We start from the raw sequence: 25,608 nt of genomic DNA on the forward strand, positions 1-25,608 counted from the left end.
CTGACTCGAAACATCGTTAAATTCCCGCCATACTTACACATAGGTGGGCAATGTTTGTCTGTTCAGTTAATGGAATCCGACGGTTTCGTCAGTTTGCTGCTACATATACCCATCGGGGTCAGAGCTCTGATTAGAAATCTTTCTAATCAGAGCTCTGACCCCGGTTGGGAGACTGGTTCACGCCGGAACGCCGAGCGTACTCAGAATCTGCCCTTGAACTTGCAGTTGCCGGCGCCCCGTTTGCGCGACTTGCAACGCATGACACGCGCGCTGCCGTCGGCGTCGGTGGCGATCTCTACCGCAAACAGGCGTCCATCGGCGCAACGCGCACTCCACAGCGCCGTGCCGCCCTCGTCGCTGCCCTGGTAGATCGCGCGCTTGATGCCGATGCACTTGATGCCGGCCTGCTGCACCATCTCTCCCAAGGCCGCCTGGCGCTTGGTTTGCGTCATCTTGGCGATGCGCAGGTGGACCGGATTGGCACACGCGGACCCAGCGAACGCAGCGATCAGGGCGCCCGCGACCAGGCGTGATATCAATTGTTTCCCCACATAACTTCCTTCATGCAGCGCCGGCGCGGCCGGCATAGCGTTCGATTGTTCGGATTCCCGCTTCCATTTTTTCGCGCGCCGAGGCATTGGCCGAATGCACCCGCATCGCCGGCGCCCGAAAGCCGGCCGTCATGACCTGTTCCTCGATCCACAGCACCACGTCATACCCCGTGCCGCGCACGTCGTCGCCCAGGTCGTGATCGAGGCTGATCTCGCTCACCTCGCCCGTGCGCAGCAAGGCGATCGCTTGCTCCGGCCAATACACGCGTACCCAGCCGTCCGGGGTGCGGCGTTCGTCGTCCAGGTACACTTTCATGCACCCCTCCGGCGCGCCGGCTTGCGCAGCGCCGCCGTCGCGCCTATTTTTTGAACTTGGTAAAGCATTTTTGGCCAGAAACGGACTTGAGCACCGCGCAGCTGATGATGCGGGTCGAGCCGCCTGCGTCGTTGTTGACCTGGATTGCGAAGGTCGAGCCATCCGCGCATTTGGCGTTCCAGATGGCATTGTCGTTCTGATCGCTGCCCTGATAGAAGGTCTGCGTGACTGCGGTACATTGCTTGTTGGATTTGGCCATGAACTTGGTCAACAGCGCCTGCCGCTTCGCTTCTGTCATCGACTTGAGTTGATCGTGCGCCGGATTGGCGCTGGCGCCCAGCGGGATTGCCAACAACATCGCACCGGCGACCATGAACGAAGCAAACTTGTGTGTCATAAGTATCCTATAGGGTAGAAGTGGCATGCCGTCGACCAGGCGTCATACGGGAGCGGGGCCTGCGCCCTGATTCGAAAGATTTCCAATCAGAGCGCAGACCCCGGCAGGGCAATGCATATTGCTGCGGATGGTCAAGTGGTCAGGTTCTGCGCCCAGGCCAGGGCCGACAGGTGGGCCTTGTTGACGTCCACCGGCGTAATGTTGATCGACTTGGCCAGCGAGGCCACCAGCTGCGAGTTGAGCTCGCACGCTTCGGCCAGCGCCAGGTACGGTCCGTACGCGCCGCCGCGCGTCAGCAGCGCGCGCACCACTTCGTCGGGCAGCTGGATGGTGTCGAGCACTTCTTTCATCGACAGGCCGAGCAGGCGGTCGAGCAGGGAGAACATGCCGGTCATGAACAGGTTTTCGCTCTCGCTGCGTGGCAAGCCCTTGTTGCCGAGCAGTTCGGTCAGGCGCCCGCGCACCACGGCCGTTTCCATCAGTACCGGCGAGTAGCCGCTGGTGCTGGCCGTGGCCAGCAACAGGGTCAGCCAGCGGTACATCGGCGAATAGCCGAGCATGGTGATGGCCTGGCGCAAGGATTGAATCTCGCGCCCGACCCCGAAACCGGCCGAGTTGATGAAACGCAGGAGCTTGTAGGAGAGCGCCGGATCGCGCTTGAGCACGCTTTCGATCTTGGGAATGTCTTCGTTCTTTTGCACCATCTGCATCAGTTGCAGGATGATGGTCTGGGCCGGGTTCATGCCCTTGACCGGAATGCCGGGCCGCGGAGTGAGGTGCAGCTTGCCGACGAAGGCGTCCAGGCCGAGCGCGGCGCAGGCGTCGAAGTCGGCCCAGGTGGTGACCGGACGGCCGACCATGCGCACCGACGATTGCTTGGCGGCGGCGTAGGTGCGGGCCTGGGCCGCCACGTCGGCGCCCGAGAAGCGTACTTCGATGTAGGAGGCGCTCATGCCGAGGTTCTTGCCCAGGTGGGCCAGGTCGCCGTCGCGCACCGAAATGCCGACGCCGCCGGCGCGCAAGCCCTGTACCGCCGCCAGGGTGTCGGGGTCGGCCAGGTCGGATGCCTTCATGGTCAGCACGGTGCGCTCGGGCGGCATGGCGAACAACGCATCGGTCGAGAGCATGTTCGGGACCGCGTCCAGGAACAGGATTTTGTCTTTCAGCAGCCAGCCGTGCTCTTCGTCGTTGACGTTTTCGGCGACGAAGCCGATCAGGGCTTCGAGCTCCTCGTCGGTGACGGGCTGGCCTTCATGGTGCTGCCAGGATAATTCATAACCGATCACGCGCTGCTTGGGATCGAGCAGGGGTTCGCGGACGATAAAGTTTGATTCGTGCATTGTATGGGTCGTTTAGGTGATGCCATGCGAAAGCGGGGCAATGCGCCCCGCCGCCGGCAGAAACTCTCGGCCGGCTTAAAAGCCCAGACTGTCCAGCAGATCGTCGACCTGGCCCTGGTTCGAAACCACGTCGTGCCGGGTGGGGTCGATCTGCGGGCCATTGAGCAGCCCGTTGTCGTATTCACGCTTGACCTCGGCCGGCGCAAAATCGACCAGCATTTGCACCAGTTGCTGTTCCAGGTTGCGGGTAATGGTGGTCACCTTGGTGATCACCTGCCCGGTCAGGTCCTGGAAATCCTGGGCCATCATGATGTCCATCAGGTAGCCTTTGGTGGCGCTGCTGGCCGTGCGGGCCTGGGCCATGGCCGCCACGCTGCGCTCGGCCAGCGCGCGCCATTCGGCGTCGCTGGTGGCGGGCGCATCGAGCAGCGCTTGCCACGAAGCGGCCAGGCCGGTCGCGCCGCTGTCGATCTGGTCTTGCAGCGGGCCGGCCGCTTCGGTTGCGGTGAGCACCTTTTGCGCAGCCTGTTCCGACAGCCGCGCGACATAGTCGAGGCGGTCGCGCGCGTCCGGAATGTCGCTGGCGGCTTTTTCGATCAGCTTGTCCAGGCCCAGGCCGCGCAGGCTGTCGTGCAGCGCGCGCGTCATGTGTCCGATCCGGCTGAGGAACTCGTCGTGCACGCCCGGCTCGTCCGACCCTGCGGCCGACTGGCCTGCGCCTGCGCTGAGGTGCTCGCTCATGGTCACGCTCCGCTTTTTTCGAGCTTCTCGAAAATCTTGTTCAGCTTTTCATCGAGCGTGGCCGCCGTGAACGGCTTGACCACGTAGCCGTTCGCGCCCGCCTGGGCGGCGGCGATGATGTTCTCTTTCTTGGCCTCGGCCGTGACCATCAGCACCGGCAGCTTGGCCAGCGCGGGGTCGGCGCGGATGTTCTGCAGCATGGTCAGGCCATCCATATTCGGCATGTTCCAGTCCGAGACCACGAAGTCGAATGTTTCGCTACGCAGCTTGGCGAGCGCCATGACGCCGTCTTCCGCCTCGTCGACGTTGGCATAACCCAGTTCTTTCAACAGATTACGCACGATGCGGCGCATCGTGGAGAAATCGTCAACAACTAAAAAACGCATCTTTGGATCAGCCATTAAATTACTCCGTTGATTCTCTTACTCTGGTTATTGACAGACTTCCCCTACGGGGCGGAAGCAGACTAAAGGATAGCAGTTTTGTTGCTGTGAAGCGAATAAACGAGCAGCAAAAAGACAGTAATTCGGCTCAAATCGGATCAAACGCGCAACGCACGGCTGCCATGCGTTGCCAGATAGCCAAGGACCATGCCCGGCAGCGCGTTCAAGGCCCCCACTTCGTGGGTCCCGCCCATCGCGATCGCTTCGCGCGGCATGCCGAAAACCACGCACGATGCCTCGTCCTGGGCGAAGTTGTAGGCGCCGGCGGTTTTCATGTCGAGCATGCCGGCCGCGCCGTCTTTTCCCATGCCGGTCAGAATCACGCCGACCGCGTTTTTACCGGCCGCCTGGGCCGCCGAGCGAAACAGCACGTCGACCGAGGGCCGGTGCCGGTTGACCGGGTCGGTCTGCTCGATGCGGGTGACATAGTTGGCGCCCGAACGCGCCAGCAGCAGGTGCGAGTGGCCCGGGGCGATGTAGGCGTGCCCCGGCAGCACGCGCTCGTCGCCGGCCGCTTCGCGCACGCTGATCTTGCACAGGGTATCGAGGCGGCGCGCGAACGAGGTGGTGAACCCTTCCGGCATATGCTGGGCGATCAGGATGCCGGGGCAGTCGGAAGGCATCTGCATCAGGAATTCGCGGATCGCCTCGGTGCCGCCGGTCGAGGCGCCGATGATGATCAGCTTTTCCGACGAGGTGAGCGGGTTGCGCAGGGCCGGCAGCGCGCCGCTCGGCTTGTCGGCGGTGACGGTGCGCGGCTTGATGCGCGCCTTCGACGCCGCCCGGATCTTGTCCGAGATCAGCTCCGTGTACTCGCGCATGCCGCTCTGGATCGAGATCTTCGGCTTGGTCACGAAATCGACCGCGCCCAGTTCCAGCGCGCGCATCGTGATTTCGGAACCGCGCTCGGTCAGCGAGGACACCATCACCACCGGCATCGGGCGCAGGCGCATGAGCTTTTCGAGGAAGTCGAGGCCGTCCATCTTGGGCATCTCGACGTCGAGCGTGAGCACGTCCGGGTTGGTCTGCTTGATCAGTTCACGCGCCACCAGCGGATCGGGCGCCACGCCCACCACTTCCATGTCGGGCTGGCTCGAGATGATCTCGCTCATGACGCTGCGGATCAGCGCCGAGTCGTCCACGATCAGTACTTTGATCTTCATATTGTGCTTTCAGTATGTCGGTCGGGACGGTCAGAACAGGTCGATCGCGCCGCCGACCGGCTCCACCTTGAGCCGGCTGGCGTAATCGAGTTCACGCCGCGCCAGGGTGTCGTTATGGGTTTGCATCAGCTTCTTGACCAGCACCTTGCCGGTGCGCGGAAAAAAATACACCTTGCGCGGCCAGATGTCGTTCAGGTCTTCGGCCACCACCCGCATTTTTTCGGTCTTGAGAAAGTTCATCACGAACGCCGCATTGCGCTCGCCCACGTTAATCGCCGTGAACCCGCGCAGCACCGCGCCGCCGCCGAACACTTTCGCTTCCATGTTCTCGCGCCGCGCTCCGGCCTTGAGCAGGTCGTTGATCAGCACTTCCATCGCGTACGTCCCGTAGCGCATCGAGGCCGAGATCGGGCTGTTCGGGTCGCTGCCGCCGTCCGGCAGCATGAAGTGGTTCATCCCGCCCAGGCCGGTGACCTTGTCGCGGATGCAGGCCGACACGCAGGAACCGAGCACCGTCACGATCAGCATGTCCTTGGGGGTGTAGTAGTACTCGCCCGGCAGGATCTTGGCCGCGTCGCAGTCGAAGGTACGGTCGTAATACACGTTGGTCGCGAATTGTTCTTTGATTTCGATAGCCATGTTCAATTCTCAGTTCGGTGCGGGTCGCGTCAAGGTCGGCGACCATCGAGTTCGTACACGGTTTTCCCACGCAGTTTGAGCGACTCCGACACATACAGAAAATTTTCGGAATGGCCGGCAAACAGCAGTCCATCGGGCTTCATCAGCGGCACGAAGCGCGATAGAATCTTGCGCTGGGTCGCTTTGTCGAAATAGATCATCACGTTACGGCAGAAAATGACGTCGAACGGTCCCTTGAGCGGCCAGCCGTCGCCCAGCAGATTGAGCTGCTTGAAGGTGACCAGCTGGCGCAGTTCGGGACGCACGCGCACCATGCCGTCCTGGTCGCCCTTGCCGCGCAAGAAAAAGCGCTTGGCGCGCTCGGGCTCCATCTTCTCGATGCGGTCGATCGCGTACACCCCGTTGGCGCCCGTGGCCAGCACATTGGTGTCGATGTCGGTGGCGATGATCTGCACCGGCGGCGTGAGCGTGTTGAAGGCTTCGCACACGGTCATGGCGATCGAATACGGCTCTTCGCCGGTGGAGGCGGCCGAGCACCAGATCTGGATCGGATGGTCGCGCAGCTTCTTCACATGCTCGGCCAGCAGCGGGAAGTGGTGCGCTTCGCGGAAGAACGAGGTCAGGTTGGTGGTGAGCGCGTTGGTGAACGACTCCCACTCCTCGCCCAGGCGCCCCGCTTCCAGGTCGTCCAGGTAGCGCCCGAACGAAACGATGCCGGTGGCGCGCAGGCGCCGCGCCAGGCGGCTGTAGACCATCTCCTGCTTGCTGTCGGCCAGCGAAATGCCGGCGCGCTGGTAAATCAGCGCGCGCACGCGCTCAAAATCACTCTTGGTGAAGTTGAATTCCTTGACGGTGTCGGTTTTCGTTTGCGTCACTGCTTCACCCTGTTTTCATTTTGACTGCGCGTGGTGCCAAGTGGCCGCAACGTTTAAAACTCTTCCCAGTCGTCGCCAGGCGCCGATACGGCCACCTTTTTCGGCTTGGCTGGCGCAGCGGGCGCCGGCTTGGCCACGGTTGCCACCGCGCGCGAGGCGCTCTTCGGCGCGGCTGCACGCACCGCCGCCCGTACTGGCGCCGCCATCTGGGCCTTGCGCTCGTCGCCACTGAGCTTGAAGATGCTCACGGCGGCGGCCAGCAACTGGGCCTGTTCCTGCATGCTCTCGGCGGCGGCCGCGGCTTCCTCGACCAGGGCCGCGTTCTGCTGCGTCATTTCGTCCATCTGGGTGATGGCCTGGTTGACTTCCTCGATGCCGTTGCTCTGTTCCTGGGTCGCCGCGGTGATCTCGCCCATGATGTCGGCCACCTGCTTGATCGAGGTCACGATCAGGTCCATGGTCTGCCCCGCTTCGTCCACCAGCTTGCTGCCGGCATCGACCTTGTCGACCGAGTCGCCGATCAGCGACTTGATTTCCTTGGCCGCACCGGCCGAGCGCTGCGCCAGGTTGCGCACTTCGGACGCCACGACCGCGAAACCGCGACCCTGTTCGCCGGCGCGCGCCGCTTCCACCGCGGCGTTCAGCGCCAGGATATTGGTCTGGAACGCGATGCCGTCGATGACGCCGATGATGTCGACGATCTTGCGCGAGCTTTCCTTGATCGAGCCCATGGTATCAACAACCTGCGACACCACGGCGCCACCCTTGACCGCGACCGACGACGCCGACACGGCCAGCTGGTTGGCCTGGCGCGCATTGTCGGCATTTTGCTTGACGGTGGAGGTGAGTTCTTCCATCGAGCTGGCGGTTTCTTCGAGCGAACTGGCTTGCGACTCGGTGCGCGAAGACAGGTCGGCGTTGCCGGAGGCGATTTCCTGCGACGCCACGGTGATCATCTCGGTCCCGGAGCGCACGTCGCCCACGGTTTTCGACAGGCTGTCGTTCATGTCCTTGAGCGCTTGCAGCAGTTCGCTGGTTTCATCCTGGCCCTCGACCCGGATTTCGGAAGTCAGTTCGCCGGCGGCGACCTTCTTGGCCACCGCGACGGCGCCCAGCAGCGGCAGCGCGATCGAGCGCGTGATCACCAGTGCGCACACCACGCCCAGCGCCACGGCCAGTGCGCACACCACGAACATGATCATGCCCACGCGCTGGTCGGCTTCGACCGATTTTTTCAGGAATTCGTCGGATTCGACCTGCTGCTTGTCGACCAGTTTATTGAGCACTTCCAGGGTTTTCTGGTTGAGCGGGTCGATGCGCGTGGCGATCACCTTGGCCGCGCCTTCGCTGTTAAACGCCAGCACCTGGCCGATGGCTTCCTTGAACGCGGCGTCGACTTCCTTGTCGAGCGCGGCGATGTCGGCCAGCAGCTTGGTTTCGGCTTCGTCCAGGCCCGTCGCTTGCAGGCGGGTGCGCGCCTCTTCATAGCGCTTGCTTTGGACCTTGACCTTGTCCTGTTCCTTCTGCATCAGCGCGACGTCGGACTGCAGGCCGATATTGCGCATCGCGATGCCGGTCTCGAGCATCGCGCTCTTCATGCTGGCCGCATGCAGGTTCTGGGCGCTGGAACTGGCCAGGCCCGTCATCAGGCTGTTCTTGTTGCGCGAGTTGAGCACACTCGCCATCAACGCCATCGCGACCAGGATCAGCAAAATACTGCCGAATCCGAACGCCAGGCGCGTACCAATCTTAAAATCGCGCAGATTCATGTTTTCTCTCCTCGATACTTCGTATGGATAGGGACGGCGGCTTCTGGCGAGCCGCTCGCTCCGGCGTTGCTGTCAATGCGTGAACGGCCGCGAATTTAGGCGGCCAGTTTTTCGATCAGGCCCATCTCGCCCGACGACATCAGCTTGTCGATGTCGATCAGGATCAGCATGCGCTGGTCCACGGTGCCCAGGCCGACCAGGTAGTCGGAACCGAAGGCGGTGCCCATTTCCGGGGCCGGCTTGATCTGCTCGGGGGTGAGGGTGGTCACGTCGGAGACGCTGTCGACCACCACGCCCATGATGCGGCCACCGATGTTGAGGATGATGACGACCGTGAACTGGTCGTACACCGGGGTGCCGAGGTTGAACTTGATGCGCATGTCGACCACCGGAATGATGATGCCGCGCAGGTTGATCACGCCCTTGATGAATTCGGGCGCGTTGGCGATGCGGGTGACCGCTTCGTAGCCGCGGATTTCCTGCACTTTCAGGATGTCGATCCCGTATTCTTCGGAGCCGAGCGTGAAGGCCAAAAATTCGCTGCCCGCGCCATCCTTGACGTCGCCGTTCTTGGAGGAGGTTGAAGTCATTGACATGATAAATCCTTTTGGTTGCTGTATTGGATGAAAATCCGGTTATGAGAAGATGGCGCCTAGGAGAAGATGGCGTCGTCGGCCAGCTGGCGCGAAGAGCGCATCAGGGCCGTGACGTCGAGGATCAGCGACACGCCGCCATCGCCCAGGATCGTGGCACCGGAAATCCCGGTCACCTTGCGGTAATTCGATTCGAGGTTCTTGACCACGACCTGCTGCTGGCCGACCAGGTCGTCCACGAACAGCCCGGCCTTGCGCCCGTCCGACTCCAGGATCACCACGATCCCTTCGCACGGGTTGGTAAAACGCGGCGTAATGTCGAACATCTGGTACAGCGGGATCAGGGGCAGGTATTCGCCGCGCACCTTGATCACCGGGCCGCGGCCCGAAATTTCCTTGATGTCCTCAAGCGCCGGCTGCAAGGACTCGACCACGAAGCCGAGCGGCAGGATATACACTTCTTCGCCGCAGCGGATCGACATGCCGTCCAGGATGGCCAGGGTAAGCGGCAGCGAAATCGAGATCGTGGTGCCGAAGCCCTTGGCCGAGCGGATCTCGACCGAGCCGCCCATGGCCATGATGTTGCGCTTGACGACATCCATGCCCACCCCGCGCCCGGACACGTCGGTCACGGTTTCGGCGGTCGAAAAACCCGGCGCGAAGATCAGCTGCCAGACATCGGCGTCGCTCATGTTGTCGCTCACCGGCAGGCCGTTCTGGGCCGCCTTGGCCAGAATGCGTTCGCGGTTCAGGCCAGCGCCGTCGTCCGAGACTTCGATCACAATATTGCCGCCCTGGTGGCCGGCCGAGAGGAACAGGCGCCCCGCTTCGGTCTTGCCGGCGGCGGCGCGCGCTTCCGGCATTTCGATGCCGTGGTCGATACTGTTGCGTACCAGGTGAGTGAGCGGATCGACAATGCGTTCGATCAGGCCCTTGTCCAATTCGGTGGCGGCGCCGTTGGTGATGAAGTCGACCTTCTTGCCCAGTTTCGCGGCCAGGTCGCGCACCATGCGCGGAAAGCGCGAGAACACGAAGTCCATCGGCATCATGCGGATCGACATGACCGCTTCCTGCAGGTCGCGCGTGTTGCGCGTGAGCTGGCTGACGCTGTTTAACAGGCGTTCGTGCAGCATCGGGTCGAGCGCGTCGCTGCGCTGCTCGATCATGGCCTGGGTGATCACCAGTTCGCCGATCAGGTTGATCAACTGGTCGACCTTTTCGATCGAGACGCGGATCGACGACGATTCGGCGGCGGCGTGCTTGTCGTCTTTCTTGGCGACGGCTTTTTTCTCGGCCGGCTCGCCGGTCTCGAGCGGCTCGGCGCGCACCGCCTGCGGCGGCGCGGCACTGGCCGCGCTGGCCTGCGGCGGCGCCACGATGCCGGCCGTGGCGCGGATATGTTCGATCGGCTGGAAGAAGCCGTAACCGCGCTCCTCGTCGCTCTGCTCCTGGCTTGGGGCGTCGATCGGGTCGAAGAAGCCGTAGCCCATGTCGTCTTCGACCTTGGCCCGTTCGCGGTCTTCGATGATCTGCTGCTCGGGCGTGAGCGCCGGCGCCTCGAAGATTTTCAGGTCGTCGGGGTTGAGCACGAACGAGCAGATCGCAATGATGTCGTCCAGCGACTCGTGGGTGGTGACGGTGATCGCATGGCGCTCGCCCGGCAGCGGCATGACCGACACGCGCCCGAGCAGGCCCAGTTCGGCCGTCAGCGCATTCACATCGCGCTGCTCCACGTGCGGCATCTCGATGCGGTAGCGCCGCCCGCCGGTGCTCACGTTGGCCTTGATCGCGCTTTGCACGAACGACGGCGCCGGCGGCGCGGCCACCGGCACCACGTCCTGCGAGAGCTCCTGCAGCATCATGCGCACATTGGCCACGGCATCCTGGTCGACGTGGGCGCCGTTGCGATGGCCGTCGAGCTGCATCTTGAGGATGTCCTTGGCGGCCAGGAAGGCGTCGACGTGTTCGGCGGTGAGCGCCATTTCGCCCTTGCGGATGCGGTCGAGCAGCGACTCCAGGAAATGGGTCACTTCGGTCATGTCGTTCAGGCCGAACGTCGACGAACCGCCCTTGATCGAGTGGGCGGTGCGGAAAATGGCGTTCAGGTCTTCCGGATCCGGCGACGCGATGTCGACGGCCAGCAGCAGACGCTCTTTTTCGGCCAGCAGTTCTTCGGCTTCATCGAAGAAGACCTGGAAAAACTGGCTTATGTCGATGGTCATGGTCGGACTCCGTGAATTTCGCGATGCATCATTGCGCGTGCTCCCACCCGGTTCATCAGCCGATGACTTTTTTGACGACTTCGATCAGGCGCTGCGGGTCGAACGGCTTGACCAGCCAGCCATTGGCGCCGGCGGCACGTCCCTTGGTCTTCATTTCGTCGGACGATTCGGTGGTCAGCATCAGGATCGGCACCTTCTGGTACGCGGGCAGGCCGCGCAGCAGTTTGATCAAGGACAGGCCGTCCATGCGCGGCATGTTCTGGTCGGTCAGCACCAGGTCGACCGTTTGCTGCTTGGCTTTTTCGAGCCCGTCCTGGCCGTCGACCGCTTCCACCACGAGGTAGCCCGCGGCCTTGAGACTGAATGCCACCATCTGGCGCAGCGAACTGGAATCGTCGACTGCGAGTATTGTTTTAGCCATTTTTGCTCCTGCTATTTTTAAATCGGGGGGGCACCGCGCCCATAATCATCGAGAGTGAACCTTAGAACAGTTCTATGTCGCCACTTTCCAGATGCTGCTGATTGACTGCTTTTCTTAGTACACTGCGTAATTCGAGCGACTGGATCGCCAGCGCCATGCTGACTTTGCCGAGCAAGTCGACGATTTCCTCGCTGTTCGTCTCGGGCACGATGTCGGCGCTGTGCGCGCCCAGGGTGCCCAGAAATTCGCGTAAGCCCGTCACGCGCTTGAGCGTGCGGTCGATCAGCTGGCTCGTCATGTCCTGGAACTGCATGCTGGTGATCGCCGTGTTGACATGCGCGCCGATCTCGCCCGACATCGCGCCCAGGCGCGCGCTGTCCTCCGCGCTCGGCGTGCCGCCGGCCAACAGCAGGTTGATGGTGTCCTGCTGCGCCCCGACGGCGGTGTGGATCGCCATGAAACTGCTGGTCAGCTTGTCGATGGCTTCTTCCAGTAGCAGATGGGTCTGGAGCAGATCGGTCTCGACTTCCGTCAAATGCTTCTTGCCGTGATCCGACACGCCCGACAGCAAGCGCTTCACGTGCGAGCCCAGTATTTTCTTTCTTGTCATTCGCCCTCTCCCGTATCTTCCCTGGCCATCATGGCGCCGCCTTGGGTACCGCTGGTGCTGCTGTATCCGCCGGCGCCGGCGTAGCGACGCCCGGCGTGGCGACGCCCGGCGTGGCGACGCCCGACTGTTCCGGCACCTCCATCGAGGCGCCGTCGCGCATGACCGCGTCTTCCGTGCGCTTGTTCATGACGATGATGCTGATGCGCCGGTTGGCCGCGCTGAACGGATCCTGGCGGTCCAGCGGCGCCGCCGAGGCCAGTCCCACCACGCGCAGGATCTTGGCATCGCTCATGCCGCCGATGACCAGTTCGCGCCGCGATGCGTTGGCGCGGTCGGCCGACAATTCCCAGTTGCTGTAACCGGTGTCGCTCATGTACGGCGTCGAATCGGTGTGGCCCGACAGGCCGATCCGGTTCGGTACTTCATTGAGGACGATCCCGATCACGTGCAGGATGTCGCGCGTGTACGGCTGCAGTTCGGCCTTGGCCAGGTTGAACATCGGCCGGTTCAATTCGTCCACGATCTGGATCCGCAAACCTTCGCTGGTGATATCGAGCAGCAGCTGGTTCTTGTACTTCTTCAGCAACGGATTGGCCTCGATGGTCGCTTCCAGCTTGGCCTTGAGTGTCTTGAGGCGGTCCGCCTCGGCCGCTTCCAGCGCCGCCTTGGCCGCCTTCAGATCGAACGTCCTCTTGTCCGGGTTCTCGCCGCGCTTGACCTGGCCGGTGCGGCGCGACAGGTCCTGGCCGCCGCCCTGCAGGATCGACGAACTGTCGCCGCTGCCCGAGCCGCCCGCCAGCGCCACCTTCAGCGGGGTCTGGAAAAATTCGGAAATGCCGTTCAAGTCACCCTTGCTGGTCGACCCCAGCAGCCACATCAGGAGGAAGAAGGCCATCATCGCCGTCACGAAGTCGGCGTAGGCGATCTTCCAGGCGCCGCCGTGGTGGCCGCCCGCGGTCTTCTTGATGCGCTTGACGATAATCGGCCGCAGGCCTTCATCGGACATACGCGCTCCGTCTGGTCGGCATCATGCAAAGGGCAAGGTGGCTGGGCATGATGGGCTTATTTGGTCTTCGATTTCTTGATGTGTTCTTCCAGCTCGGCGAAGGTGGGCCGCTCGGTCGAGTACAGCACCTTGCGCCCGAATTCGACCGCCAGCGCCGGCGCGTAGCCGTTCAGGCTCGCCAGCAGGGTCACTTTCACGCACTGGAACATCTTGGTCGACTCTTCCAGCTTCTGTTCGAGCAGGCTGGCCAGCGGGCCGACGAAGCCGTAGGCCAGCAAAATGCCGAGGAAGGTGCCGACCAGCGCCTTGGCGATCAGGATCCCCAGTTCGGCCGGCGGAATACCGACCGACTCCATCGTGTGCACCACGCCCATCACCGCGGCCACGATGCCGAAGGCCGGCAAGCCGTCGCCCAGCTTGGCGATGCAATGGGCCGGAACCGCGCCCTCGTGGTGGTGCGTTTCAATTTCGTTATCCATCAGATTTTCAATCTGAAAGGCGTCCATATTTCCCGATACCATCAAGCGCAGATAATCTGTCATGAATTCGACAATATGGTGATCCGCCAGCACGCCGGGATATTTGGAAAACACCGGGCTCTGCTCCGGATTTTCGATATCGCCTTCAATCGACATCAGGCCTTCCTTGCGCACTTTGGAAAGGACGTCGAACAGCAGCGACATCATTTCCATGTACAGGTCCTTGGTATAACGCGAACCTTTGAACAGGCCGGGAACGGCCTTGAGCGTGGCCTTGATCGATTTGCTGTTATTGCCCACGAAGAAAGCGCCGAAAGCCGCACCGCCGATCATCACCAGTTCGAGCGGCTGGAACAGCGACGCGAGGTGGCCGCCACTGGCGGCAAAGCCGCCGAAGACCGAACCGCAAACGATGATGTATCCGAGTATGACTAACAAGTGCGCTGACTCCCAAGTTGGAAAGAGCTCGGGCAGCGCCCGACGTGTTAAAGATAACAACGCCAATATATGAATGGCAATGAATGCTGTCGTTTCTTTAAATGGCTCGATTCATTTAATTTACATACGGAACTACAATAGCGTGAGACGGCCCGAGCGGCAAGGAAAACCCTGCCGTCTGTCTCCTAAAAGTGCCATCCGTAGAGAGGCGCGCCACGCCCTGTAGGCATAAGAATAATATCCGGCGTTTTTTCCGTTATCAGAAACTCATAACTGAGCAAAATGCTACCGGGGCGCATCTCTTTTGATGCCTTGCTCCATAAGCCGCTCATTGCCGCCGGCGACAGATACGCGAACACCGCGTCGTAGTTACTTAAATCAAGATTGTCGTAATCGCCACGCACAAAACGCGCGCGACTTGCGCTCAGCCGGGCGCGCAAAAAGCTCAGCAGCCAGGGCAGCGGCGCCAGTTCGATGCCCACAAAAACCGACTCCGGGCGACGGCGCGCCATGTCCAGCGTAAAACCGCCCAGGCCGCTGCCGATATCGATCACCAGCAAGGGCTTGTCTTTCGGCAGCAGCTGGTCGACTTCATTCCAGACCCATTTGCCGGACGGGTAGTACGGCACCTGGGTGCGGAAGGTGGACCAGTACAGCGCCAGCAGGAACAGGAACAGGCCCAGGAACAGCAGGGGAGGAATGTCAAGCTTGAGCGCGCCCGTCAGCGCCAGCGGAAACACCAGCTGGATCCCGAGCCACCACACGGCCAGGCCGCGCAGGCGCGTCATGGCGCAGGCGACGATGCCCTGCACCAGGGCAAAATCGGCATAGGACAAGCTGGCGCCGTTGCGCGCCAGCAGGAACACGATGAGCAGGGTCAGCGGGAAGGAGAGGCATTGCAGCAGCAGCGCCTGCACCGCGGGGGCGCGCCAGATGCGGCGAAGGGCAAGGCTTGCGCCCTGCCCTTCGGAGGATGTGCGGGAAGAAGATGCAGGCGGCACGCGGGTGCCGGGCACGCGGGGATGGCTCACACGCCTTGCAGCGCGGTCGCGGCGGCGTGCGCATCTTTAGCGTCCCTGGCCTCGCTCGCGTCCTTGGCATCCTTGGCATCCTTGGCGTCCTTGACCTTCCTGGTCTTGCCGGCGCGCGAAGGCATGTTGCACAGGCCGCACTGATAAGCGTGGTTCAGGTCGAGGCAATCGACCACGAACTTGCCCTGGCACTTGTCGCACGGGGCCATGGCCAGCATTTTGCTCTGGAAAAAGCGCACCAGGGTCCACGCGCGCGTCAGCGACAGCAGCGGTTCGACCCCGGGCTCGGGCGGCATTTGTTCGAGATACAGCTTGTAGGCCTTCATGACCGCTTCGATGCCGGTGGCGCCAGCATGCTCGACCAGGAATTTGTGGATATTGATGAACAGCGAGGCGTGGATATTCGGCTGCCAGGTGAGGAACCAGTCGGTCGAGAAAGGCAGCATGCCCTTCGGCGGCGAGACGCCCTTGAGTTCCTTGTACAGCTTGAGCAAGCGTTCGCGCGAGAGCGAGACTTCGGTCTCGAGCAACTGCAATCGGGCGCCCAGGTTGATCAGCTCCATGGCCAGACCGATTTCCTGGGCTTCCGATACGACGCTTTTCTTGGACATGACGGCTCCCGGTGCTGTTTTTGGCTGCGACTGCTGCAACAAAGACAAGGCGCTTACACGATTTCTTCGACTGCCTGGCCGGCCATCAGGATGGCGGCGTGGGACTGGGCGAGGACGCGGTCTTTGCTGTTGCTGGTCAACATCGACAGAATAGCACTATCGTCGAAGCGGAAGCGCGCCAGCATCATGTTGCCGCCCGCCAGCTTCAGGATCTGGGAATTGCTCATGTTTTCGATCAGTTCAGCGATGTCCGCCGAAATCCCGAGACGGAAGATCGCGGTCACTTTGTCGGCGCGAATCATCTGCTGGGCGAGCATCAGGTAGCTCAGGTTCGCATCACGAATTTCAGCCATCATGTCGTTCGCAGTCATTTTCCGTCTCCTTCAATCCGTTGAAATCTGGCGCTGTGTTCGTATTGCCAGTGAGATAGATTCTGACTGTACAGCAACAATACGAGAATAGGCGCGCGCCTGTATTTTGGGTGAGGTACAGATGAGGCAAGTCCGTAGGTGTTCGTCCTACGAACCCTGCCGGATCATGGTCGCGCCCCTATGAGAACGGGGCGGAAAAGCTGATTGTGGGGCGCTGTGTCACTGACCCGTCGACGCGGTTTTTCTGTCGTCTTGTACCGGTTACGTCAAACTTTTGGAGAACTTGAGGGTTTTTTGAAAATACATTCAAAAAAACTGAAAATAGTTTGGAGTCCCGCGTGTCTGACTCTGTAACGGCAGCTGGCGGCAGGACTTTAGGCTTCTTTGAAAAAAATTTTCACGCAACAAGGGCCGGGACGCCGTGGCGCGCCCCGGCCGCATTGTTAGCGATTCAGCATGTTTGCGATTGTGCTCTGGATAACCGCATCCATCTGTTCGACGTAGGTCAGCGAATTGACGGTCCTCAACATGGCGCGCGCTTCGGCGGTGGAGCGCTGGTAGCTGGCCACTTCGGCCGGCTGGTCGAGCGCATTCGTGAAGTTGGTCGCCACTGCCGCTTTTTTATACAAGGTGGCGCCGTCGTTGTACTGCTCCAGGAAAGACCCGATCGCCAGCGCGAGCCTGCCGCGCGTCATGGCGCCGCTGTCGAGTTGGCCTTTCCAGTAGGCCAGGGTGCCCGCGTCGGGAGTGCGGTTGACAATGTTCTGGTACATCGCCGTCACGAAGGCGGCGTTGTCGCCAGGATAAAGGGCGGTCGCTTCGGCACTGGCTCCGACCGAGTCGACCAGTGAGCGAATCTGCGTACTGTAGTCATACAACCGGTTGAGCTCCCTGAGCGTCGATGGTGCGCCGGTGTCGCGCAAGCCATGGGAGAACCCGAGCAAGCCGCTTGGGTCAGCGGGACGGCCCAACAGGCTGATATAGAACTGCTGCGTCACGGTGACGTAAAACACGCTGTTGAGCGACGCCATCAAGTCCAGGCGCGGAATGCGCGGGGTCGGTTTCTGGCGCAGGGTATGGGGAACAATTTCGAGCCCGGTATTTCTCAGCCGTCCCCAGGTCTGCTCCACAGTGTCCAAAGGCGCCGCGTCCGGTGCCCGCAATACGGCGACGGCACCGGCGACATGGGGCGCCGCATACGATGTGCCGGATTGGCTGCCGGGGAGGTGGCTGCCGGTGTAGATGATAGCGCCCGGTGCGGCAATATTCACCCACGGATCACGGGCTGAAAAGCAGGTCATCTGATTTGTTCGGGCATTTTTATCGGCGCATCCGTGTCCGCCCGCATAGCTCATGTCCTGGTCGTAGACGGCCCCGACGACCGCCGCCGCTGTCCCCTCGGCGGCGCACGCAGGAAAATTAGGCCTCTCGTTCAATTCGAAGTTATTGCCGGCAGCGATGACGGGAAAGATCCTGAGCTTCCTTAGCCTGTCGAGAGTATCGATCATGATCGCGAGGTCGCCATTACCCGGAGTGCACAAGCCGCCACCACTATCCTCATAGGCCGCGTTCACATTCAGGGCCACGATATTATATTTCGCCTGGTTCTCGATGGCCCAGTCGATACCGGCAAAAATGAGCTTGGGACTGGACGCTTTACCTACGAAAATGTCGACAACGGCGATCTTCGCCCCTGGCGCCGTCTGGGCCACGACAGCTGCCGCCGTGGTGCCATGATCGGCATCGTCACCGGTCGTGAATCCCGCTCCCGACTTATCGACGATCTCGACTATCCGGCAGGACGGCGGCGGAACCGGGACACCGCAAAAGCCAAGCGAGGGATGTGCGGTTTCGACACCGACGTCAAGCATGGCAACCGTGCTGCCTGTGCCGCGGCGGCCGGTTGCGATGACCTGTGGCTGATGAATCAGGGGCAAGCTCTCGCTGGTCTGCGGCTGCATGGGGACATTTTCCCCGACATGGACGACCAGGGGATGATTCAGCAAGCTCATCAGCCCGGCGTTGTTCTCTACCCGTACCACGGCAAGTGGAAGATGCATATATTCACGCAGAAACACGACATTGGCGGCGCCGAGCGTCGCCTGGACATTGCGGCGCGTCGCGCCGAACGCATTTTTCTCGATCGCCAGACGCTGCGCCTGTTGCTTGACTGCCGCCGCGCCCGACTGGTCCTGGAACATCACGATCACCTCGCGCTGCTCGCCTCTCGACACCGCGTCGAGCAGTTGGGGACGAATCTTTTTCGCTGCGGCGGGCGTCAGCGCCGCTTTCACCTGAGCCAGGCTAAGCGATGGCACGGCTGCGCCGGGGCCGGCCTGGGCATGCGCCAAGGGCATCCAAAGCGCCAAGGCAAGAACTGGCAAGTGTTTGATTAGTTTCATATTCACTTTTCTCAAGTAGTAAAACAGGCTGGAAATCTAGCGCAGACAGAAATGCCCACGCATCGACCGGCGTCCGACGCTCTGGCGGCATGCCGTTGCGACCGAAGACGAATCCATGATAGATGACTTTTTACTTAATGATTCTTACTTTTCAACCTTTCATTTCTTGCAATTTTTTAGATCCACGAACACGCTTTCCGAAGAAGCCCGAATTCTTGTTACACTCCCGCATTGGCTAAAATAGATGAAGCCTAAAGTATTTTTAAGGTGAACGATGAACCGTAACGACTGCCTTGCCCTCGACGCCAACGATGCCCTCGCCCCCCTGCGCCAGCAATTCGACCTGCCCGAGGGCCTGATCTACCTCGACGGCAACTCGCTGGGCGCCCGTCCGCGCGCCGCCCTCGCCCGCGCCCAGGACGTCATCGCGCGCGAATGGGGCACGGATCTGATCACCAGCTGGAACACGGCCGGCTGGTTCGACCTGCCCAGGCGCCTCGGCGACCGCCTGGCGCCGCTGATCGGCGCGCAAGCCGGCGAAGTCGTGGTCAACGACACCACCTCGCTCAACCTGTTCAAGGCGCTGGCGGCGGCCCTGCACATGCAAGCGGCCTCCCCCGGGCGCAAGGTCATCGTCACCGAGCGCAGCAACTTCCCCACCGACCTGTACATGGCCCAGGGCCTGACCAGCTGGCTCGACCGGGGCTACGAAGTGCGCCTGGTCGACTCGGTCGAGGAGCTTGAGGGCGCGATCGGCCAGGACTGCGCCGCGGTCATGCTCACCCATGTGAACTACCGCACCGGCTACCAGCACGACATGGCCGCCATGAGCCGCCACGCGCACCAACAGGGCGCGCTGATTTTGTGGGACCTGGCCCACTCGGCCGGCGCCGTGCCGCTCGACCTGCGGCGCGACGGCGCCGACCTGGCGGTCGGCTGTACCTACAAATACCTCAACGGCGGCCCCGGCGCGCCGGCCTTTATCTGGGTGCCGGAACGCCACCAGCAAGCCTTCACCCAGCCGCTGTCCGGCTGGTGGGGCCACGCCAGGCCGTTCGCCATGGCGCCCGAATTCGAACCGGCCGCCGGCATCGGGCGCGCGCTGTGCGGCACCCAGCCGATCGTCTCGCTCACCCTGGTCGAATGCGGGCTCGAGATCTTCGAACAGACCAGCATGCAAGCCATCCGCGCCAAGTCGCTGGCCCTGACCGACCTGTTCATCGCACTGGTGGAAGAACGCTGCGCCAGCCATCCGCTCGGCCTTGCCACCCCGCGCGAGCACGCGCGGCGCGGCAGCCAGGTGAGTTTTACCCACCCGCACGGCTACGCGGTGATGCAGGCCCTGATCGCGCGCGGCGTGATCGGCGACTACCGCGAGCCGGCCATCATGCGCTTCGGCTTCACGCCGCTGTACACCGGCTTTGCCGAGGTCTGGGACGCGGTCGAGATCCTGCGCCACATTCTGGACGACCGAGCCTACGATATTGCCGCCAGCCGCGGCGCCGTTACCTGACGCAGTCACCTGAGAGCCAATCATGTCCGAAGAAGCAAAATGCCCGGCCCAATGGCACGGCGCCAAGATGGATTTCAGCGAAGCGATGAGCTACGGCGACTACCTGGGGCTCGACCAGATCCTCAATGCCCAGCATCCGCGCTCGCCCAACCACAATGAGATGCTGTTCATCGTGCAGCACCAGACCAGCGAATTGTGGCTCAAGCTGATGCTGCACGAACTGCAGGCGGTGCGCACCAACCTGCGCGCCGGCGAACTGGCGCCGGCCTTCAAGATGCTGGCGCGGGTGGCGCGCATCATGGACCAGCTGGTGCATGCCTGGGACGTGCTGGCCACCATGACGCCGCCCGAGTACACCGCCATCCGCCCGTTCCTGGGCGCCTCGTCGGGCTTTCAGTCGCACCAGTACCGCGAACTCGAATTCCTGCTCGGGAACAAGAACGCGGCGCTGCTGAATGTGCACGAAACCGCGCCGGCCGCGCACGCGGTGCTCGAGCGCGAACTGCGCGCGCCATCGGTCTACGACGAAGCGGTCATGCTGCTCGCCCGCAGCGGCTTTGCCATCGCGCCCGAACGCCTCGACGCCGACTGGACCCTGCCGACCCGCGCCGACGACTCGGTCAAGGCGGCCTGGCTGGCCGTGTACCAGGACCCGTCGCGGCACTGGGCCTTGTACGAACTGGCCGAAAAGCTGGTGGACATGGAAACCGCCTTCCGCTTCTGGCGCTTCCGCCATGTGACCACGGTCGAACGCATCATCGGGTTCAAGGCCGGCACCGGCGGCACGGCCGGCGTGAGCTATCTGCGCAAGATGCTCGATGTGGTGCTGTTTCCGGAGCTGTTCGCGCTGCGCACGGCGCTGTAAACGTCCGGGGACCCGCGCGCGACTGCACTTGCCGTAAGTCAGTGTTTCTTCCAAGCCGCACTACGGAAAGGTTTCCATTGACGTGGCCGGGAGCGTGATGTCAAATGCTCCACAGTCAACTGAAAACGATTTCAAACCAAATTTCAGGGACTGCCGCAGCGCCATGCGCGCCGCGTAAAACATCGAGATGGCACAAGCCCGATCCCGCCACTGGCCCGTCGCCCCTCGCTCAACGACATCCATTCAGGAGACAACAGCGATGAGCATGACCCTCAGCAAAGCAGCACAATTGCGCCCCACCTTGCGTCCGACTTCCCGCTTCGGGTTCACCCGCCTCGCCGGCGCCCTGGCGCTGTCGCTGTGCGCCGGCGCCGCGCTGGCCGACGTGCCGGCGCTCTCGGTTGCCGGCAACCAGGTGCTGGTCGGCGGCAAACCGGGCAGCATCAGCGGCAGCAGCATGTACTGGTCCAACAACGGCTGGCCCGGCGCGCGCTTCTACAACGCCGGCGCGGTCGGCTGGCTCAAGGACGACTGGAAGGCCAAACTGGTGCGCGCCGCCATGGGCGTGGAAGACGACGGCGGCTACCTCCAGTTCCCGGCCGAGAACAAGGCGCGCGTCAAGGCCGTGGTGGACGCCGCCATCGCCAAGGACATGTACGTCATCATCGACTGGCACTCGCACTACGCCTTCCGCCACCAGAACGAAGCGATCGCCTTTTTCCAGGAGATGGCGCGCACCTACGGCAACAACAAGCACGTCATCTACGAGATCTACAACGAACCGAAGGACGACGTCACCTGGGACGCCCACGTCAAGCCGTACGCGCAGGCGGTGATCGCGGCGATCCGCGCGATCGACCCCGATAACCTGATCATCGTCGGCTCGCCGCGCTGGTCGCAGGATGCCGACGTCGCCTCGCGCAACCCGATCACGGGGCACAGCAACATCGCCTACACCCTGCACTTCTACGCCGGCACCCACACCCAATACCTGCGCGACAAGGCCGCCACCGCCATGAACAACGGCCTGGCCCTGTTCGTCACCGAATGGGGTTCGGTCAACGCGGACGGCAACGGCGGCGTGAACTACCCCGAAACCAACGCCTGGATCGACTTCATGCGGAAGCACAATCTGAGCAACGCCAACTGGGCGCTGGACGATGCCCGCGAGGGTTCGGCCAGCCTGGTACCGGGCGCCAGTTCCACCGGCGGCTGGGCCAACTGGGACCTGACCGAATCGGGCAGGCAGGCGCGCGAGACGGTGCGCAACTGGCCGGGGGTGCCGGACGCCGGCTGCGCCACGGCCGGCGTGCCATCGACCATCCAGGCCGAAGCCTGGTGCCAGATGAGCGGCGTGCAGCTTGAAACGACCCTGGATGCCGGCGGCGGCCAGAACGTCGGCTATATCGATAGCGGCGACTGGATGAACTACACTGTCGACGTGCCGTCCGCCGGCCTGTACACGGTGTCGTACCGCGTGGCCAGCGCCAATGGCGGCGGCAATATCAGCCTGGAACGGGCCGGCGGCAGCCCGGTGTTCGGCACCATGGCGGTGGGCGCCACCGGCGGCTGGCAAAGCTGGAGCACCATCTCGCACAACGTGCAGCTCCCGGCCGGCAAGCAGTCGATCGGCATCGCGGCCAAGGCCGGCGGCTTCAACCTGAACTGGATCGGCATCGCCGCCGCCGGAACGGGCGGCCAGATCGCCCTGATCCAGGCCGAAGACCATGCCAGCATGAGCGGGGTGGAGTCGGAACAGACCAGCGACGCCGGCGGCGGCAGGAACGCCAGCCATATCGACACGGGCGACTGGATGTCGTACACCAACGCCCCGGTGACGATTCCTGAAACCGGCACCTACACCATCGAATTCCGGGTCGCCAGTCCGGGCGGGGGCGAACTCAGTTTCGAGGAAGCCGGCGGCAAGCCGGCGTACGCCACGGTGGCGCTACCGGCCACGGGCGGCTGGCAGAACTGGGCCTCGGTCAAGCGCAGCGTGACCCTGTCGGCCGGCAGCCATTCCTTCGGCGTGTATGCGAAACAGGGAGGCTGGAACCTGAACTGGATCAAGGTGAGCAAGGCGGCGCGATAGCGGCCCGTGCGTACGCGGCCAGTGCGCCTGGCCGCGTGCGCAAGCGGTGACGCCTTTGGTCGTACAATCGTTGTAATCAAACGACCGACAGCGGAGGGGTAATGGATTGCGATGTACTGACATTGGCGGGGATCTGGAATTCGGGTCCGTCGCACTGGCAAACGCACTGGGAGCGGCGCCACCCGAAGTGGAAGCGCGTCGCGCACCGCGACTGGAACAATCCCGATTGCCGCGAATGGGTCGACGAGGTGGATGCGGCCATTGCGATGAGCGAAGGGCCGCCGATCCTGGTGGCGCACAGTCTGGCGTGCGGCCTGGTGGCGCATTGGGCGCGTTCGGAATCAAAGCTCGGTATCGGCGGCGCGTTCCTGGTGGCGCCGGCCGATGCGGAAGGACCGTCGTTTCCGTCCGAGGCGGTCGGGTTTGCGCCGATGCAGCTGCAACAGCTGCCGTTTCCTAGCATCGTGGTGGCCAGCACCAACGATCCGTATGTGTCGATCGACCGCGCACGCGCGTTTGCCCAGGCGTGGGGCAGCCGCTTCGTCGAGATTGGCGAGGCGGGGCATATCAATGGGGACAGCGGGTACGGCGACTGGCCGGAGGGGGAAAAGCTGTTGGCGCAGTTGTGCCAGCAGGTGTCGGCTTAAGGAGCCTTCTCCGTTAACATCAAAATCGTCGTTCCCGCGGAGGCGGGAACCCAAGTTAGCAGCATTAAACGCGGCTCAACAAAATTGGGTTCCCGCCTTCGCGGGAACGACGGTTTTCGGGTTTATGGTGCCAACTAAGCGCCTTACTTCGCCCCGGCCAGCAGCATCTCGTTCAAGCGCTTGACGAACGTGGCCGGATCGCTCAGCGAACCGCCTTCAGCGAGCAGCGCCTGGTCGAACAGGATGTGCGCCCAGTCGCCGAACTGCGGGCTGGCCGCGTCTTCGTTCTTCAAGCGCGTCACCAGCGGGTGGTTCGGGTTGATCTCCAAAATCGGCTTCGATTCCGGCGCACTCTGCCCCGCCGCCTTCAGCATGCGCAGCAGGTTGCCCGACAGCTCGTTCTCGTCGGCCACCAGGCAGGCTGGCGAATCGGTCAGGCGGAACGTCACGCGCACGTCCTTGGCCTTCTCGCCCAGCGCCGCCTTCATGCGCTCGACCAGGTCCTTGTACGACGTTTCGGTTTCTTCGTGTTCCTTCTTCTCGGCTTCGTCTTCCAGTCCGCCCAGATCGAGGCCGCCCTTGGCCACCGACACCAGCTCCTTGCCTTCGAACTCGGTCAGGAACGACAGCATCCATTCATCGACGCGGTCGGTCATCAACAGCACTTCCACGCCCTTCTTGCGGAAGATTTCGAGGTGCGGGCTGTTCCTGGCGGCGGTGTAATTGTCGCCGGTGACGTAGTAGATCTTCTCCTGGCCTTCCTTCATGCGCCCGATGTAGTCGGCCAGCGAACTCGCCTGGTCGGCATTGTCGCTGGCGGTCGAGGCGAAGCGCAGCAGCTTGGCGATCCGTTCGAGGTTGCCGGCATCTTCGCCGATGCCTTCCTTGAGCACCTGGCCGAATTCGGTCCAGAAGGTGGTGTACTTGTCCTTCTTTTCCTGCTCCTCGGCGTTGGCCAATTCTTCCAGCATGCCCAGCACGCGCTTGGTCGAGCCTTCGCGGATTACCTTCACATCGCGCGACTCCTGCAGGATCTCGCGCGAGACATTGAGCGGCAGGTCGTTCGAGTCGATCACGCCTTTGATGAAGCGCAGGTAGGCCGGCATCAGCTGCTCGGCATCGTCCATGATGAACACGCGCTTGACGTACAGCTTGATGCCGCCGCGCTTGCTGCGGTCCCACAGGTCGAACGGCGCGTGGCTCGGCACGTACAGCAGCTGGGTGTATTCGCTGCGGCCCTCGACCCGGTTATGGGTGTGGGTCAGCGGGGCCTGGAAGTCGTGCGAGACGTGCTTGTAGAATTCCTCGTACTGCTCGGGCGTGATGTCGTTCTTGTTGCGGGCCCACAGCGCGCTGGCCTGGTTGACCGTCTCGACTTCGTCCTTGAGGGCCGTCTCGCTCTTCTCGGCGTCCCACTCGTCCTTTTGCATCACGATCGGCAGCGAGATGTGGTCCGAGTACTTGCGGATGATCGATTTCAGCTTCCAGCTCGACAGCAGCTCGTCCTCGCCTTCGCGCAGGTGCAGGATGATGTCGGTGCCGCGCGCGGTCTTCTCGATCGCTTCGACGCTGTAATCGCCCTCGCCCGCCGATTCCCAGCGCACGCCTTCGGATGCGTCGGCGCCGGCGCGGCGGGTTTCGACCGTGATCTTGTCGGCCACGATGAAGCCCGAATAGAAGCCCACGCCGAACTGGCCGATCAGGGCCGCGTCGGCCTGCTGGTCGCCGGACAGTTTGCCGAAGAATTCCTTGGTGCCCGACTTGGCGATGGTGCCCAGGTGCGAGATGACTTCGTCGCGGCTCATGCCGATGCCGTTGTCGGAAATGGTGACCGTGCGCGCTTCCTTGTTGAAGGCGACGCGGATTTTCAGTTCGTGGTCGTTGCCGTACAAAGCGTCGTTATTGATCGCCTCGAAGCGCAGCTTGTCGGACGCGTCGGACGCGTTCGAAATGAGCTCGCGCAGGAAGATCTCCTTGTTCGAGTACAGGGAGTGGATCATCAGTTGCAGCAACTGTTTTACTTCTGCTTGAAAACCAAGGGTTTCTTTTTCGGCAACAGCCATTTTTAGTCCT

25 protein-coding genes are annotated in these 25,608 nt (G+C 62.5%); 4 read left to right on the plus strand and 21 right to left on the minus strand.

Annotated features, from left to right (window positions below):
• Positions 1 to 200: 200 nt before the first annotated feature.
• The 20 genes from F2P45_RS08175 to F2P45_RS36740 form a co-directional block, all read right to left on the minus strand.
• Entirely contained in the window at positions 201 to 551 is a 351-nt protein-coding gene (locus tag F2P45_RS08175) for a hypothetical protein (RefSeq protein WP_223164695.1), read from the minus strand.
• A 10-nt stretch (positions 552 to 561) separates the two neighbouring features.
• A complete protein-coding gene (locus F2P45_RS08180; protein ID WP_166872632.1) occupies positions 562 to 867 on the minus strand; it encodes a cyclic-phosphate processing receiver domain-containing protein in 306 nt (101 codons plus the stop codon).
• A 43-nt stretch (positions 868 to 910) separates the two neighbouring features.
• A complete protein-coding gene (locus F2P45_RS08185; protein ID WP_166872635.1) occupies positions 911 to 1,240 on the minus strand; it encodes a hypothetical protein in 330 nt (109 codons plus the stop codon).
• 155 nt (positions 1,241 to 1,395) lie between these two features.
• Positions 1,396 to 2,604, minus strand: a complete 1,209-nt coding sequence (locus tag F2P45_RS08190; protein WP_166872638.1) for an EAL and HDOD domain-containing protein — start codon at positions 2,602 to 2,604, stop codon at positions 1,396 to 1,398.
• A 75-nt stretch (positions 2,605 to 2,679) separates the two neighbouring features.
• Positions 2,680 to 3,345, minus strand: a complete 666-nt coding sequence (cheZ, locus tag F2P45_RS08195; RefSeq protein WP_166872641.1) for a protein phosphatase CheZ — start codon at positions 3,343 to 3,345, stop codon at positions 2,680 to 2,682.
• A 2-nt stretch (positions 3,346 to 3,347) separates the two neighbouring features.
• Positions 3,348 to 3,746, minus strand: a complete 399-nt coding sequence (gene cheY / locus F2P45_RS08200) for a chemotaxis response regulator CheY (protein WP_054267179.1) — start codon at positions 3,744 to 3,746, stop codon at positions 3,348 to 3,350.
• A gap of 140 nt (positions 3,747 to 3,886) precedes the next feature.
• Positions 3,887 to 4,951: a protein-glutamate methylesterase/protein-glutamine glutaminase gene (locus F2P45_RS08205; RefSeq protein ID WP_166872644.1), complete on the minus strand. Its 1,065-nt coding sequence runs from the start codon at positions 4,949 to 4,951 to the stop codon at positions 3,887 to 3,889.
• A gap of 30 nt (positions 4,952 to 4,981) precedes the next feature.
• The gene (cheD, locus tag F2P45_RS08210) at positions 4,982 to 5,590 is read right to left on the minus strand and encodes a chemoreceptor glutamine deamidase CheD (RefSeq protein WP_181002760.1); all 609 of its coding nucleotides are present in this window, start codon (positions 5,588 to 5,590) and stop codon (positions 4,982 to 4,984) included.
• Positions 5,591 to 5,619: 29 nt separating this feature from the next.
• Positions 5,620 to 6,465 (minus strand): CheR family methyltransferase, encoded by an 846-nt coding sequence (locus F2P45_RS08215; RefSeq protein ID WP_166872647.1) that lies wholly within the window; start codon positions 6,463 to 6,465, stop codon positions 5,620 to 5,622.
• Between the two features lie 53 nt (positions 6,466 to 6,518).
• Entirely contained in the window at positions 6,519 to 8,234 is a 1,716-nt protein-coding gene (locus F2P45_RS08220) for a methyl-accepting chemotaxis protein (RefSeq protein WP_166872649.1), read from the minus strand.
• Between the two features lie 95 nt (positions 8,235 to 8,329).
• A complete protein-coding gene (locus F2P45_RS08225; RefSeq protein WP_166872881.1) occupies positions 8,330 to 8,824 on the minus strand; it encodes a chemotaxis protein CheW in 495 nt (164 codons plus the stop codon).
• A 62-nt stretch (positions 8,825 to 8,886) separates the two neighbouring features.
• Entirely contained in the window at positions 8,887 to 11,049 is a 2,163-nt protein-coding gene (cheA, locus tag F2P45_RS08230) for a chemotaxis protein CheA (RefSeq protein ID WP_166872652.1), read from the minus strand.
• Between the two features lie 55 nt (positions 11,050 to 11,104).
• A complete protein-coding gene (locus tag F2P45_RS08235) occupies positions 11,105 to 11,470 on the minus strand; it encodes a response regulator (protein WP_054267173.1) in 366 nt (121 codons plus the stop codon).
• A 61-nt stretch (positions 11,471 to 11,531) separates the two neighbouring features.
• Positions 11,532 to 12,080, minus strand: a complete 549-nt coding sequence (locus F2P45_RS08240) for a chemotaxis protein (protein ID WP_166872655.1) — start codon at positions 12,078 to 12,080, stop codon at positions 11,532 to 11,534.
• 28 nt (positions 12,081 to 12,108) lie between these two features.
• Complete coding sequence (gene motB / locus F2P45_RS08245; RefSeq protein WP_166872658.1) at positions 12,109 to 13,086, minus strand: flagellar motor protein MotB; 978 nt, start codon at positions 13,084 to 13,086, stop codon at positions 12,109 to 12,111.
• Positions 13,087 to 13,142: 56 nt separating this feature from the next.
• Positions 13,143 to 14,003: a flagellar motor stator protein MotA gene (gene motA, locus F2P45_RS08250; RefSeq protein ID WP_099876852.1), complete on the minus strand. Its 861-nt coding sequence runs from the start codon at positions 14,001 to 14,003 to the stop codon at positions 13,143 to 13,145.
• A gap of 185 nt (positions 14,004 to 14,188) precedes the next feature.
• Positions 14,189 to 15,034: a class I SAM-dependent methyltransferase gene (locus F2P45_RS08255; RefSeq protein WP_370663219.1), complete on the minus strand. Its 846-nt coding sequence runs from the start codon at positions 15,032 to 15,034 to the stop codon at positions 14,189 to 14,191.
• Entirely contained in the window at positions 15,031 to 15,645 is a 615-nt protein-coding gene (gene flhC, locus F2P45_RS08260) for a flagellar transcriptional regulator FlhC (RefSeq protein WP_166872662.1), read from the minus strand. Before flhC ends, F2P45_RS08255 begins: the two co-directional genes overlap by 4 nt.
• A 53-nt stretch (positions 15,646 to 15,698) precedes the next feature.
• On the minus strand, positions 15,699 to 16,016 hold the full coding sequence (flhD, locus tag F2P45_RS08265) for a flagellar transcriptional regulator FlhD (protein ID WP_126075177.1): 318 nt from the start codon (positions 16,014 to 16,016) through the stop codon (positions 15,699 to 15,701).
• 443 nt (positions 16,017 to 16,459) lie between these two features.
• Positions 16,460 to 18,418 carry a S8 family serine peptidase gene (locus F2P45_RS36740; RefSeq protein WP_166872665.1) on the minus strand — a complete coding sequence of 653 codons (1,959 nt, stop codon included), beginning with the start codon at positions 18,416 to 18,418 and terminating at the stop codon, positions 16,460 to 16,462.
• A 274-nt stretch (positions 18,419 to 18,692) separates the two neighbouring features.
• Here F2P45_RS36740 and kynU point away from each other — a divergent pair, with 274 nt between their 5' ends.
• The 4 genes from kynU (at position 18,693) to F2P45_RS08290 (ending at position 23,535) form a co-directional block, all read left to right on the plus strand.
• Positions 18,693 to 19,931, plus strand: coding sequence for a kynureninase (gene kynU, locus F2P45_RS08275; RefSeq protein WP_166872667.1), 1,239 nt, complete (start codon positions 18,693 to 18,695; stop codon positions 19,929 to 19,931).
• A gap of 22 nt (positions 19,932 to 19,953) precedes the next feature.
• Entirely contained in the window at positions 19,954 to 20,796 is an 843-nt protein-coding gene (kynA, locus tag F2P45_RS08280; RefSeq protein ID WP_166872670.1) for a tryptophan 2,3-dioxygenase, read from the plus strand.
• A gap of 259 nt (positions 20,797 to 21,055) precedes the next feature.
• The gene (locus F2P45_RS08285; RefSeq protein ID WP_166872673.1) at positions 21,056 to 22,888 is read left to right on the plus strand and encodes a cellulase family glycosylhydrolase; all 1,833 of its coding nucleotides are present in this window, start codon (positions 21,056 to 21,058) and stop codon (positions 22,886 to 22,888) included.
• A gap of 101 nt (positions 22,889 to 22,989) precedes the next feature.
• Positions 22,990 to 23,535 carry an RBBP9/YdeN family alpha/beta hydrolase gene (locus F2P45_RS08290; protein ID WP_166872676.1) on the plus strand — a complete coding sequence of 182 codons (546 nt, stop codon included), beginning with the start codon at positions 22,990 to 22,992 and terminating at the stop codon, positions 23,533 to 23,535.
• A 143-nt stretch (positions 23,536 to 23,678) separates the two neighbouring features.
• On the opposite strand, the gene htpG is transcribed toward F2P45_RS08290, so the two are convergent.
• Entirely contained in the window at positions 23,679 to 25,598 is a 1,920-nt protein-coding gene (gene htpG / locus F2P45_RS08295; RefSeq protein WP_166872679.1) for a molecular chaperone HtpG, read from the minus strand.
• Between the last annotated feature and the right edge of the window lie 10 nt (positions 25,599 to 25,608).

It is taken from the genome of Massilia mucilaginosa (genome assembly GCF_011682145.1).
GTDB classification, from domain to species: domain Bacteria; phylum Pseudomonadota; class Gammaproteobacteria; order Burkholderiales; family Burkholderiaceae_D; genus Telluria_A; species Telluria_A mucilaginosa.